Origin of the sequence: Myxococcus sp. CA056 (assembly GCF_013336715.1) — a bacterium.
GTDB lineage: Bacteria > Myxococcota > Myxococcia > Myxococcales > Myxococcaceae > Myxococcus > Myxococcus llanfairpwllgwyngyllgogerychwyrndrobwllllantysiliogogogochensis.
The window spans coordinates 194,118-207,737 of the sequence record NZ_JABUMT010000002.1 but is presented as its reverse complement, the minus strand read 5'-3'; the positions used below and the strand labels follow the sequence as shown (position 1 = coordinate 207,737).

Genomic DNA, 13,620 nt, shown 5'->3' with positions numbered 1-13,620 from the left:
CGGGGCTGAGCCCCCAAGCTCATCCTTCCTGGCCGCGGTCCCTTCGGGGGCCGCGGCCTTTTTCTTGGCCGAATCACCCGACACGCCATTGAGCTGCTGTCACCGCCACGGACTACAGTGCCCGCTCTCACCTGGGGCCACTGCCCCTGCTGGTTCGGAGTCTCCATGCGGTTCCAACGTGCACTGACGCTGCTGCTCGCCCTCAGCCTGTCCGCATGCCCCGGCTCCAAGCCCTCCACGCCCCTGCTCCCTGAACGGGACGCCGGTCCGAATCCCACCGACGGCGGCCACACCTCGCTCACCGTCGAGACCACCTCCCTCTCCGACGCCTACCTCGGTGACGCGTACTCCGCGCCCCTCACGGTCTCTGGTGGCTCGCCTCCCTATGCCTGGAGCCTCTCCAGCGGAGACCTTCCCTCGGGAATGCGGCTCGGCGCTCAGGGACTCCTCTCCGGCAGCCCCATCGCCTCCGGCTCCTTCACCTTCACCGTTCACGTCCAGGACGCTTCCGGCGCCGCGTCCTCCCAGCAACTCACCCTCTCCGTTCTCGCGCCGCCAACCTTCTCCACCGCGTCCCTCTCGCTCGGTGTCGTCGGCCTCCCCTACTCCGCCGCCCTCTCGGCCTCCGGTGGACTCGCCCCGCTGAGCCTCCACGTCACCTCCGGTGCCCTGCCCCCCGGCCTCCAACTGGAAGCCTTCTCCCTCGCCGGCACCCCCACCACCTCGGGCTCCTTCTCCTTCACCCTCGAGGCCCGTGACGCCAATGGCCACACCGCTTCCGCGGACTTCCAGCTCACCATCCGCGACGGACTCACCATCACCTCCACCACCCTCCCGGATGCCTATACGGACAGCGCCTACGGCCAGGCCCCTTCCGTCCTCGGCGGGAAGGCGCCCTACGCGTGGACCCTCGTCAGCGGCGCCCTGCCTCCCGGGCTCGCGCTGCTCGGCTCCGGCGTCCTCGATGGCACCCCCTCCGCCGCCGGCACCTCCACGTTCAGCCTCCGCGTCACCGACGCCAACGGCGCCACCGATACGCGGGAGCTCTCCCTCGCGACCTACCTGCCCCCCTCGCTCGCCGCCGTGGCCCCGCAGAGCGTCTACGTCCAGGACAACGTCGCTCGCGCCCTCCAGGCATCGCAGGGCAAGGCCCCCTTCGTCTTCTCCACTCCGGGGCCCCTTCCCACAGGACTCTCGCTCGCTCCCGAGGGACTCCTCCACGGACAGCCCACCCAGGGCGGCGCCTTCACCTTCGACGTCATCGCTCGTGACGCCAATGGCCGCACCGCCGCTCGCTCCGTCACATTCACCGTCCTCGCCCTTCCCACCATCACCACCCAGTCCCTCCCCGATGCGACGCTGAGCACCGCCTACCAGCACGCGCTCACCGCCACCGGTGGCCGAGGCACCCTCACCTGGACGCTCGTCTCCGGCACGCTGCCTCCCGGCCTCTCGCTCTCGCCCCAGGGCACGCTCAGCGGCACGCCCTCCTCCGCCGGCACCGCGTCCTTCACCGTCCGCGTCTCCGACGAGAACGGTCGCACGGCCCCTCGGACCCTGGCGCTCGTCGTCTACGCCCCACCCGCCATCACCACGAGCGCGCTCCCCGAGGCCGACACTGGCGCGCCCTACTCCGCCACCCTGGCCGTCTCCGGTGGCAAGGCGCCCTTCTCCTGGAGCGTCGTCTCAGGCTCGCTCCCCACCGGCCTGTCCCTCTCCAGCTCCGGCACCATCAGCGGCACCACCACCTCCAGCACCCGCACCTTCACCGTCCGCGTCTCCGATGCCCAAGGCCGCTTCGCCGAGCGCAGCGTGTCTCTCTCCGTCTACGTGCCGCCCACCGTGACGACGGACACCCTGCCCCAGGCCATCTCGGGCCAGCCCTACTCCGCCACCCTTACGGCGAGCGATGGGCGCGCACCCCTGACCTGGAGCCACGTGGGCGCGCTGCCCACCGGCCTGACCCTCTCCGCGAGCGGCCTCATCTCCGGCACTCCCACCGTCCAGGGCATCACGTCTTTCAGCGCCTCCGTGCAGGACGCCAAGGGCTCCTCCGCCTCGCGCGCGCTGTCACTCACCGTCAGCGGCTCGGGACAGCCTTTCATTGTGGGCCACTGGAACATCGAGTGGTTCGGCGCGGAGACCCAGGGCCCGCCCAACTCCACGTCACCCGGGGGGAATCTCGATGACCTGCAGCTCGCTCATGCGCGAGACATCCTCGCGGACACGGGCGCCAACGTGTGGGGCCTGGTCGAGATCGTGGACAACGCGGACTTCGACGTCCTCAAGGCGCAGCTCCCCCAATACGACGGCTTCCTCGCCAACGACTCGACCTACGTCCCCAACACCAGCTTCTGGTACTCGGCCGGAGAGCAGAAGCCCGGCATCCTCTACGACAGCAGCCTCGTCTTCCAGAGCGCGGAGCTCATCCTCACCGAGAACTCCAATGTCTTCGGAGGTCGCCCTCCCCTGCGCGTCAACTTCACCACCTTCATCAACGGCGCTTCGGCCCCCCTCATCGTCATCGTCATGCACATGAAGGCCTTCGCCGACGTGGAGTCCCATGGGCGAAGACAGGAGGCCAGCATCGCGCTGAAGGCATATCTCGACGGGATGCCTACCGCGCGCGTGATTGTCATTGGCGACTGGAATGACGATGTCGACCGCTCCATCACGTACAGCGGAGGCGTGTATCTGAACACGCCCTTCGAGAACTTCCTCTCCGACCCCACCCACTACACCTTCATCACCCGGGCCCTGTCGGAGCGCGCCGAGCGCACCACCACCGAGTACCCCGACACCATCGACCACACGCTCGTCAGCGATGAGGTCGCCGCCGTCTACGTCCCCGACTCCGTCCGCGTCGTTCGCCCCGACTCGTGGATTCCCAACTACAACAACATCGTCAGCGACCATTACCCCGTCGTCAGCCACTATGCCTTCGGCGGAGGAGGCGGCGTCCCCGACGGTGGGACGAGCACACCTCCCGCGATGCTCATCAACGAGGTGCTCGCCAACGAACCCTCGGTCCCGAGTGGCGACGGCGGCACCGTGCCCGACAGTCAGTACGAGTTCGTCGAGGTCATCAACACCGGCGGCTCCACCGCGGACCTGTCTGGCTGGTCTCTGTCGGATGCCAACGTGGTCCGGCATACCTTCGCCACGGGGACACTCGTCCCGCCGGGAAAGGCGTATGTCGTCTTCGGCGGCCCCAACGGCTTCCCACCTGGCACGCCTGACACCGTGCACGCCTCCACCGGACAGCTGGGCCTCAACAACGGCGGCGACACCGTGAGCCTGCGCAACCTCCAGAACACCGCGGTGGATGTGATGACCTATACGAGCACCGTGGACAACGTGTCGCTCAATCGCTCACCCGACGCGTTCCCCGGCGGCACCGACTTCGTCCTCCACACCACGCTCAATCCCAGCCTTGGCTCGTCACCGGGCCGTCGCGCGAACGGCAACGCGTTCTGACGCGAGGCCCCGTTGTCAGCGGACGGCACGTTCGACCTACCGACGACTCGGCGTGAGCACCCGCGCCGCTTCGTCGCGGGATGAACCGGGCGATGTCCGCTCACTGACGGCGGCACGGCCTCGTGCACGCTCACGCCTGCGAACCCGAGGCGGTCCTCGCGAGGCGGCTGCCCACGGACGGCGACATGGCCTCGTCCGCGCTCACTCGTGAGAACCCGAGGCGGTCCTCGCGAGGCGGCTGCTCACGGATGGCGACATGGCCTCGTCCGCGCTCACGCATGCGCACGCAAGAGCTGTCCTCGTGATGCGGCCGCTCACGGACGCGACGAGGCTTTGTCGCGCTCATCCCGACCGAACTCCCGCTCCGTCGGGATGAGCGGCTCCTGGGCAATCACCACCTCGACATCTCGCGCCACCCAGCCTCCGGGGCCGTCGTCGTACGTCACCTCGACGGAGTCCCCCTCGCGCATCGAGGCCAGGCCCACCTGCTTCCCGTTCAACCGCAGCAGCGTGTCCGGCGTCACCTCGACATCCCGCTCCTGTCCGCCCGAATCGCGGATGAGCAGCTCGTTGTCGCCCACCCACTCCACGCGCCCCGACACACTCCCCGTGGGCGCGGGTCGCCCCGAGCCACCCTGTCCCGTGCGGCCCTGCGCATCCGGACCTGTCCAGGCCTCGAGGTCTGGCGCACGCTCACGCGAGGCGACCAGGTCTCGAAACAAGGCCGAGCGCACCTCCCGGTCGTCCGCCGAGGGAGTGCGCGTCGACACCTTGTCCTCTTGCCGCTCGCAGCCACCGCCCCCCAGCACGCCCCCCACGAGCGCCAGCGCCCACCATCTTCCCTGGCGTGTGCGGTCCATCGTCCCCCCGTGCTCCGCATGCGCGTCAACGCTCGCGGGCCTGGGCACGACGCGCCCCGCCCGCTCACCTCCTCGTCAACATGCGAACGCTCCAGGCGGCCGAGAACCCGGGGAACCCAAGCCCCAGCCCCGAAGCACGAGGGACAGGCAGCCTGGCGCCTCGCCGCTCGGGCGTCAGCGCGAGGATTCTCGGTGGATTCGTCAGGTCCCGTTCTTGGCGAATGAGCGACTCAAGGCCCCCAGACAGTCACCAGGGGACTCGGTTGCGAGCCGCTGACACCAAGAGCGGATGGAATTCCAGCGCGCTGTCAGGCTACGAGGCGGCTTCGACCTTCGCCTTGTGAGCCCGCGTGACTCCGCTTCCCCTTCCCAAAGAGCGCCATCTGCGGCCCTACTCCTTCTTCTCGGCGCAACGGGGCGGCATGTGGCTGTTTCTCGTCGTCACCTTCGTCATCTCCTACAACGCCACTTCCCGCACCAGTTCGCTGCGCGAGTACCTGACGCCTCCGGTGCTCGCCGGCGGCTGTGTCGCGCTGTTCCTCGCGCTGTTCGCCTTCTTCTTCTGGCGCATCCGCAGGTGGGGCACGACCTATCACCAGGGAGTCTCGTTCTCGAGCGCGGGTGACGAACGAGAAGCAGCCCGCTGCTACGAGGAGGCCGCACGCCAAAGCACCCAGGGCACCCAGCGGGCCGTCTCCGTCACCATGGCCGGACAGTCTCTGTTGACTCTGGGGGAGGCAGCACGCGCACTCGAACTCTTCGGCTCCGCGGAGCACTCCGGCGCGTTGCGAAGGTTCGTTCCAGCCGCGCACCAATGGCTGCCCAATCTGATTGCCCACGCCTACTTCCTCCAGGGAGAGCTGTCCCCGGCACGTGAATGGCTGGAGGAAGGGCGCAAGCGGGCTGGGAAGCTGCCCCCCTCCTACGCGTTGCTGCCCGAGGTCTCGCTGCTCTGCCGCGACGGACAACACAACGCCGCGTTGGCGCTCCTCGCGGCCCGAGCGAACGAGGCGGACGCCCTGGCGGGGCGTGATACCCGCCGACTCAAGCTCCTCAAGGCCTTCGCCCTGGACGCCGTGGACCCGATAACTCATGCGATGGACATCGACGCCACACTGGCCGCCGCACGGCTCGGGCGCCCCGATGACTTCGAAGCCCTGTCCTCGCGGTGGCCGGAGCTGCGCGCCTTCATGGAGCGCAGGGGCCTGACGACTCCCGTCGCCGCGTAGACGGCGAAGCGGAGCCCCCTAGAACTTCCACTCCGTCCCCTGTTTCCCGAGCACGGCGCGGGTCGCCGCCACATCCTGTAGCGCCTTGAAGGGCGAGGCATCGGCCAGCTTCACGACGGAGTCCAGGACCACAGCCGCCATCTGCACATTGTCGCTGGCGATGGCTCCGTCCAGGCGCTCGAAGAGTTGTCGAAAATTCTCCCGACGCTCGTCGAAGCTGCGGTCCAGGTAGTCCAGGAGCACGTCACGCATGGCATGGATGTGCTCGACATCCACTCGGGATTCTTCACGCAGCCGAGTCTGTTCCGTGCGCTCTTTCTGGATGTCGCGCACGCACTCGGCCACCACCTTGATGCCGGTCAGCACGTCCTTCAGGGGCAGGTTCATCTTCATGCTCATGTCGTCTCCCGTTGAAGAAGGCCGCGAGACTGCTCTAGCAGGACCTCCAACTGGGTGTTGAGGTCTCCGCCCTCGGTGAAGAGCGGCACCCGCATCAGCTCGCTCTCCGCCTTCGCCAGTTGCATGGCCGTGGCGAACCGAGCCAGATGCCCATCGTTCTCGGTGTCGAAACACTTCGCCAACTCCCAGAGGGCGTCGATGGCCCGACCTGTTCGCTGGTCGAGAGCGCCAAGAACACCGCCCAATTCGTCCACGCGCACTCCCGCCCGCGCCAGCAGAGCGATGGCCGCATCGATGCGCGCGACCTGTTCATTGACGTCCTCCGCATAGGCCAGAGCCTTCGTTCTGGCTTTCTCTCCCTGACGGGCCATGACGAAACCAACAACGGCCATCGCGGGAGCCACCGCGATGCCTCCGAGGATTGCGGTGCCTCCAGCCACACCCCAGCCGCCTGCGGCAAGCGAGCCCCCTCCAAGCCAGGCCAGCAGGGCGCTGTTCGCCGCGGCGCCCGTCAGCCCCGACAACGCGGCCCCCGTTCCAGCCGTGGCGAAGCTGGTGACCAGCCCCGTGGTCAGCGCGCTCGCTCCCGCGCCTGTCACGGCCGCCGCGACCGAGCCCGACAGCGTGCCGCCGGCTTCGAGATATTGCACGGCGAACTCGCGGACGGATTCCCGACTCACTCCCACTCGCCCCAGGTGCTCCAAGGCCTCGATGCGGGCCTTTTGATTCATCTGTTCGAGGAAGTCGAAGAGACGACGGAAGGTCGTGGCGACAACGCCATCTCGCTGAGAGGCCAGGGCATCCAACTGACGTTGGAGCGCGCCGCGCGCTCCCTCCAGCCGTTGAACCGCCCCTTCATGGCGCGCCTGAGCCTCCTCGCCAATATCCTTGGCGTCCTTCATGCGATCGATGCCGTCGTAGCTTTTCTTGGCGCCATAGCCAAAGAGACCTGCGAGCAGGAGCGCGGCGGGAATGAGCGGAAGCGGCACCGCATACCTCCAGAGTGCGTGAGCAGGGACCATCAAACGAAGTCTGTCAATCAAGGGGCGGCCGACTTCAGGCGCACACTTGCCCGACCCACGATGGGTCACGAACGCCCCGATGGGAATACCTCTCCGGGGTGATGAGCCATTGAGCCTTTCCCCTCACGCTCGCGCCTGCATCCCATTACCCTGACCAGGGCTGGTACCATCAGACGTGTGCGGTAGCCGTCCTTCGGCGCCCGGCGGGGAGCGACACAATGGCCGTATGGATGCGGGCGCTGCCGACCCTGGTGGCCGCCGCTCAGTCAGACGGGGCCAGGGGAACGCTGTGCTTCATGGTCGTCCTGGGTCTGGGGGCCTGGGGCGGCATTGTCTGGCTCAACAAGCTCAACAAGCGCTGGAAGGCCGCGCAACTGTCAGGCGCCATCGTCGCTCCTGCTCCCGCTCCTTCTCCCGCCTCTCACTCCGCCCCACCTGCCGCCACCATCGCGCTGCGCTTCGAAACCGTGAGCGCGCCCAGAGTCTCCCCAGGGCTCATGGTCCGTATCCCGGATGAGCCGATGCTGGTGGCACCACGTCCCGCGCCTCCGCCACCCGCGACGCCCCCACCCTCGGCTTTCACGATGACGGCCTCCGCTCCGGTCGCGAAGCCCGTCGAGCCCGCACCGGCCGCGCCCATGCGGTCCGTGACTCCCGTGCCCAAGGCAGGCGCCACTCCCCCCGTGGCGCCTGTCGCGACGCAGTCGGCTCCCGGTCCCACGCTGTGGCCACCCACTCCTCTCAAGACCGGTTGGATTCCACCAAGAGAGGTCATCGAGGTCGCTGGTTACAAGCTGAAGGACGGCATGGTGTACGTGGGCTCGCGGCTGCGCGCCGTGAATGCGCCCGGCACCGAGCCCGCGCTCATCAACCCGAGTCTCGAAGTGGCCTCACGGCCCAACCGCGATGGACAGGGTATGACGTACTGGCCCTCCTACTCGGACATTTCTCCCGCTTCCCGCGCGGGCTATCTGGAGTGGCTCGCGAGTGGTCGCCGCAATGCCCATGCCTATATCGGCTATGTCTTCCTGTTCTTCTACGGGCTGGAGCGGCGAGTGCTCATCGAGCTGGGCACGGACGCAGCGGCGCTCGCCGAGGCCCGCCTCATCGAAGAAGAGGTCCAGGCCCTGCTCAAGATCCACGAGGAGAACAACTCCTTCCGTACCTACGCGTCGGCCTTTCTCGACGTCCTGCGCGTGCGCCGCGCTGGCGAAGATGGACTGCTGAAGGAGACGCCCCAGTTCACGCTGCGCCATGCCGGCGCGGCCTCGTTCGATGTGCGCATGGCCGTGGGCACCGCCGCGTCCAAGGGGCTGCCGCTCCCTGCGGACTGGGCCCTCGCCTGGGCCGTGGAGACCAGTGACACCAAACTGCGAACCCCCGCCACACGCTGCCCCGAGGAGTTCCAGGCCCTCTTCCGCGCGCGCTACCAGCGAGACCATGGCACGGGCATCGTCCCTCGCGCCAAGAAGTCGAGGGTGGAGGCCCGCTACGAACCCGCGAGCGCCTCCTTCGCGGGCATGGTGCGGCTGGCGTCGGCCTCCGTCACCGAGGCCTCCGAGACGTCGCTCAAGCCCGTGCGCGCGCTCGTCGAGGACTGCTGCGAGTCGCTCGAGTCCTACAGCCGCTGGGTGGGGAAGAACCCCGACGCGCGCAACAGCATGAGCGCCCTGGCGCTGCTCCCCGACGAGCTGACGTCTACGATGCAGGGAGGCTCGGACGTGCAGGCACTCCGCGAGCTGTTGCAGCAATCGCTCGGGAGCAACACCTCCGCGCCCGTGGCCGCCGCCGACCTCCTCAAGCACTGGCCCACCGCGACCTCTGGGAAGCTCTCCAAGTCCGAGGCCGTGGGGTTGGCCCAGGCCCTGGAGAAGCTGGGCTACGGCATGGAGCCCGACCCTCGCATGGGCGGCGCCGTGCTTGCCCCCGACGAGTCCGCCCACGTCTTCACACTGCATCCTGAGTCACCGAGCGCGCCTTCCGGCGACTACCTGTCCGCGCTCGCGATGCTCCACCTCGCCGCCGCCGTGGCGACCGCGGATGGAACCGTGTCGACGGACGAGACCACGCGCATGGAGGCCATGGTAGAGGCGGCCCAGGGACTGCTCGCCTCCGAGAAGACCCGACTCAAGGCGCATGTCGCCTGGCTGCTCGCGAGGCCCGCCTCCAACGCGGGCCACAAAAAGCGCGTGGAGGCGCTGGCTCCCGAGGCCCGCACCTCGCTGGGCAATCTCTTGATTGAGGTCGCCGTGGCGGACGGCAACGTGTCACCCCAGGAGCTCAAGACGCTGTCGAAGCTCTACGCGATGCTGGGACTCGACGAGGCCAGCGTCTACTCCCGCGTCCACGCCGCCACGGCAATGCGGCCCACGGCGGCGACGGAGCCCGTCTCAATGCGGCTCGCCGGAGCACCCGAGCAGGGCTTCACCATCCCCGGGCCTCCTCCCGAGAAAGGCGAACGGCTGGCGCTCGACATGCGCAGCGTGCAGGCGAAGCTCGCGGAAACCGCCGCGGTCTCCAGCCTCCTGGGCAGCATCTTCGCCGAGGAGGAAACACCGCCACCCGCCGTCCCATCGACCCCCGCCCCGGTGGAACCTGGCGTCGCGGGCCTGGACTCCCTCCACACCTCCCTGCTGCGCTCCCTCGTCGCGAAGACGGAGTGGCCTCGCTCCGAAGTGGAGAAGCTCGCCGGCGGGCTCGGACTGCTCACGGACGGCGCGCTGGATGTCATCAACGACGCGGCCTTCGAGGTGTGCGGCGAACCCGTCCTCGAAGGCGACGAAACCCTTCAGCTCAATGAGCAGGCAGCACGGGAGATGATGTCATGACGGACGCGACGCTCCAGGGACGCATCAGGCCGAAGGATCGGGATGCCATCGTCCAGTCGCTGCGCGCGGGCGTCGTGCCTCGCGTGGGACAGCAACACATCCAGGTAGGCCGAGTCGAAGAAGTCCGAGCACTGGTCCGCGACGTGGAGCGCATCGCCGAGGGCGGAAGCGCCATCCGCTTCGTCATCGGCGAGTACGGCTCCGGCAAGACGTTCTTCCTCAACCTCATCCGCTCCATCGCGCTGGAGAAGCGCCTCGTCACACTGCACGCGGACCTCAACCCCGACCGGCGGTTGCACGCGACGGATGGGAAGGCTCGCAGCCTGTACGCGGAGCTGATGCGCAACATGGCCACCCGGGCCAAGCCCGAGGGGGGAGCGCTCGCCAGCGTTGTGGAGCGCTTCGTCTCCGGCGCCCTCACGGACGCGAAGAGCCTGAACCTGAACCCCGAGGCTGTCATCAGGGAGAAGCTCGCGGCGCTCTCGGAGCTGGTGGGCGGCTACGACTTCGCGGAGGTCATCGCGGCCTACTGGCGCGGCCATGACAGCGGGAACGAGGTGCTCAAGGCCGACGCCGTGAAGTGGCTGCGCGGCGAGTTCTCCACCCGCACCGATGCACGCAAGTCGCTGGGGGTCCGCACCATCATCGACGACGCGGATGTCTACGACCAGTTGAAGCTGTTGGCGCGCTTCGTCCGACTGTCCGGCTACGACGGCCTGATGGTGTGCCTGGATGAGCTGGTCAATCTCTACAAGATGGCCAACACCAAGGCCCGCGCCTCCAACTACGAGCAGATCCTCCGCATCCTCAATGATTGTCTCCAGGGCACCGCCGAGGGCCTGGGCTTCATCCTGGGAGGAACGCCCGAGTTCCTCATGGACACCCGCAAGGGCCTCTACAGCTACGAGGCCCTCCAGTCGCGGCTGGCCCAGAACACCTTCGCCGTGGGCAACCTCGTCGACTACAGCTCTCCCGTGCTCAGGCTGGCCAACCTCACCCCCGAGGACCTCTACGTCCTGCTCACCAAGCTTCGGCACGTCTACTCCACGGGCGATACGTCCACGCAGCGCCTGCCCGATGAGGGGCTCCACAGCTTCATGACCCACTGCTCCGAGCGCATCGGCGAGGCGTACTTCCGCACGCCCCGGAGCACCGTGACAGCCTTCATCAACCTCCTGGCCGTCCTCGAACAGAATCCGACCGCGAACTGGAAGGAGCTGCTCGGAGGCGTGCAACTCGCCGTGGACGTCAACCCCGACCTCGCTCCCCTGACCGAGGCGGAGGCAGGAAGCCTGACGGCCGGAGCAGATGATGAGCTCGCATCCTTCAAGCTCTGACCCGAGCGGCTCCGCGTCAGGCTCCTTTCACCGGTTGCACCCCAAGGTGCAGCGCTGGGTGTGGACCCAAGGGTGGAAGGAGCTGCGCGGCATCCAGGAGGTCGCGATTGCGCCCATCATCGAGGGGACGCAAGACGTCATCCTCTCGGCGTCGACGGCCAGTGGAAAGACGGAGGCCGCCTTCCTGCCCATCTGCAGCCGGCTGGCGGAGGACTCCGGCGGCAGCGTACGCGCCATCTACATCGGCCCGCTCAAGGCCCTCATCAACGACCAGTTCGAGCGACTCGACGGACTCTGCGACGGGTTGGGGATTGCCGTGCATCGCTGGCACGGGGACGTGTCTCAGGGCCACAAGGCGCGGCTGCTCAAGTCCCCGGCGGGCATCCTCCTCATCACCCCCGAGTCGCTCGAAGCGCTCTTCATCCGCCAGGGCTCCGCCCTCGCCAGCCTGTTCTCCTCGTTGGAGCACATCGTCATCGACGAACTGCATGCCTTCATCGGCACCGAGCGGGGATGCCAGCTCCAGTCGCTCCTGCACCGTGTCGAGCTGACCCTGCGCCGCAACGTGCCTCGCGTGGGCCTCAGCGCCACGCTGGGCGACATGACCCTGGCCGCGGAGTTCCTCCGCCCTGGCGCCAGGGAGAAGGTCCGCCTGTGCAACTCCGACTCCGGCGGCGGAGAGCTGCTCCTCCAGCTCAGGGGCTATCGCAAGCGAACTCCGGATGCCAGGCGGCTGGCCCCTGGAGAGGACGAGGAGTCCTCCGACGGGCTGCCCGAGGATGAGCACGACGTGGGAGCGCACCTCTTCAAGACGCTGAGAGGGACGCACAATCTCGTGTTCGCCAACAGCCGGGCGAACGTCGAGCTCTACGCGGACCTCCTGCGCCGCATGTGCGAACAGGCGCAATTGCCCAACGAGTTCTTCCCCCATCACGGCAACCTCTCCAAGGAACTGCGCGAGGAAGCGGAGGCCGCGCTCAAGGCGAGGCAGCGGCCCGTCAACCTCGTATGCACTACCACACTAGAGATGGGCATCGACGTGGGCGCCGTGCAGAGCATCGCGCAGGTGGGCGTACCTCCCTCGGTGGCCAGCCTTCGTCAGCGCCTGGGACGCAGCGGACGTAAGGGTGGACCCGCCGTGCTCCGGTTGTATCTCCAGGAGGCGGAGCTGACGAAGACGAGTCCCCTGCCGGACCAACTCCGCGTGCGCCTGGTTCAATCGGTGGCCATGCTCGAGCTGCTGCTGACGAACTGGTTCGAGCCTCCCGCCTCGGGCGCCTTCCACTTCTCCACGATGGTCCAGCAACTGCTCTCTCTCATCGCCCAGCATGGCGGCGCCAAGGCGGGCGAGGCCTTCTCCGCGTTGTGCCAGGCGGGACCTTTCGCGCGGGTGTCACGCGAGGACTTCGTGCACTTCCTGCGGGGATTGGGACAGCGAGAGCTGCTCTCACAGTCCTCGGATGGGACGCTGCTTCTGGGCCGGGTGGGCGAGCGGATCGTCAACCACTACAGCTTCTATGCGGCCTTCGCCTCGGTGGAGGAGTTCCGGTTGGTGGCCTCGGGACGCACGCTGGGCACGATGCCTATCGACCAGCCGCTCTTCGTCGGCACGTACCTCATCTTCGGCGGACGACGGTGGCGCGTGCTCGCCGTGCAGGGCGACGAGAAGGTCGTGGAGTTGGAGCCCGCCCCCGCTGGGCGCGTCCCCATGTTCGAGTCCACTGGTGTCGGCGGCGTGCATGACCGCGTCCGGGAACAGATGCGCGCTGTCTATGCCGGTGACGGTGTTCCTCGATACCTGGATGCGCGCGCGCAGGAGCTGCTGGCGGAGGCTCGGGCGAACTTCCAACGATGGGGGCTCGCCGAGCGCTCCATCGTCACCTCAGGTCGAGAGGTCCATGTCTTCCCGTGGGCCGGCGACGCGGTGGTGCATACGCTGGCGCTGTCGCTCCAGGCGCGTGGACTGTCGGTGGAGCCGCTCGGTGCCGTCTTGAGCGTGGAGGCGATGCAGTCGGACGTGGAAGGCGCCCTGCGTGGACTCGTGGCGGAGGGGCCTCCTCGGGCAGAAGCCCTCACGACCCACGTGGCCAACATGGCGCTCGAGAAACATGACGGCTTCGTGCCGGAAGACCTGCTGGCGCGTGACTACGCGGCTCGGTACCTGGATGTCCAGGGTGCGTGGCGCGCGGCGCAGCGGGTGTTGCAATGAAGCCCTTCATGGAGAGGCCTTGTCACCCATGAGTCGTCCTTCCCACGAATCTCAGGCCGCCGACCCGGCTCTCCCTGTGGACGCCGCTGCCATCCAGCAGGCCGCCACCCAGGCCTTCGCCACCTGGACGCGAAGCCTGCCCGTGGCGCCCTCCAATCCCACGGACTTCATCCGCTCCGTGGAGCCGAAGGTGCGGAGGGCCTGCCGGCTCTACACAACCATCACCGAGCGGAAGGTCGTGTGGAAAGACGGCCCCACC

Annotated in this window: 8 protein-coding genes; 5 read left to right on the top strand and 3 right to left on the bottom strand. The window is 68.0% G+C overall.

What is annotated here, in order from left to right:
- Positions 1-165: 165 nt before the first annotated feature.
- Positions 166-3,477, top strand: coding sequence for a putative Ig domain-containing protein (locus tag HUA76_RS08555; RefSeq protein WP_174460551.1), 3,312 nt, complete (start codon positions 166-168; stop codon positions 3,475-3,477).
- Between the two features lie 314 nt (positions 3,478-3,791).
- Here HUA76_RS08555 and HUA76_RS08550 read toward each other — a convergent pair whose 3' ends face one another.
- On the bottom strand, positions 3,792-4,337 hold the full coding sequence (locus tag HUA76_RS08550) for a hypothetical protein (protein WP_174460550.1): 546 nt from the start codon (positions 4,335-4,337) through the stop codon (positions 3,792-3,794).
- Between the two features lie 422 nt (positions 4,338-4,759).
- Here HUA76_RS08550 and HUA76_RS08545 point away from each other — a divergent pair, with 422 nt between their 5' ends.
- Positions 4,760-5,566 carry a hypothetical protein gene (locus HUA76_RS08545; protein ID WP_174460549.1) on the top strand — a complete coding sequence of 269 codons (807 nt, stop codon included), beginning with the start codon at positions 4,760-4,762 and terminating at the stop codon, positions 5,564-5,566.
- Between the two features lie 18 nt (positions 5,567-5,584).
- On the opposite strand, the gene HUA76_RS44895 is transcribed toward HUA76_RS08545, so the two are convergent.
- Together HUA76_RS44895 and HUA76_RS08535 are read right to left on the bottom strand one after the other, a co-directional pair.
- On the bottom strand, positions 5,585-5,965 hold the full coding sequence (locus tag HUA76_RS44895) for a hypothetical protein (RefSeq protein ID WP_217439495.1): 381 nt from the start codon (positions 5,963-5,965) through the stop codon (positions 5,585-5,587).
- Positions 5,962-6,954, bottom strand: a complete 993-nt coding sequence (locus tag HUA76_RS08535; protein ID WP_174460548.1) for a hypothetical protein — start codon at positions 6,952-6,954, stop codon at positions 5,962-5,964. Before HUA76_RS08535 ends, HUA76_RS44895 begins: the two co-directional genes overlap by 4 nt.
- Positions 6,955-7,205: 251 nt before the next feature.
- Between HUA76_RS08535 and HUA76_RS08530 the strand changes: the two genes are divergently transcribed.
- From HUA76_RS08530 to HUA76_RS08520, 3 genes are read left to right on the top strand one after another with little or no spacing between them, the layout of a single operon-like run.
- A complete protein-coding gene (locus HUA76_RS08530) occupies positions 7,206-9,815 on the top strand; it encodes a TerB N-terminal domain-containing protein (protein ID WP_174460547.1) in 2,610 nt (869 codons plus the stop codon).
- Positions 9,812-11,152, top strand: coding sequence for an ATP-binding protein (locus HUA76_RS08525; protein WP_174460546.1), 1,341 nt, complete (start codon positions 9,812-9,814; stop codon positions 11,150-11,152). Before HUA76_RS08530 ends, HUA76_RS08525 begins: the two co-directional genes overlap by 4 nt.
- A gap of 34 nt (positions 11,153-11,186) precedes the next feature.
- Positions 11,187-13,361, top strand: coding sequence for a DEAD/DEAH box helicase (locus HUA76_RS08520; protein WP_217439493.1), 2,175 nt, complete (start codon positions 11,187-11,189; stop codon positions 13,359-13,361).
- The last annotated feature ends 259 nt before the right edge of the window (positions 13,362-13,620 follow it).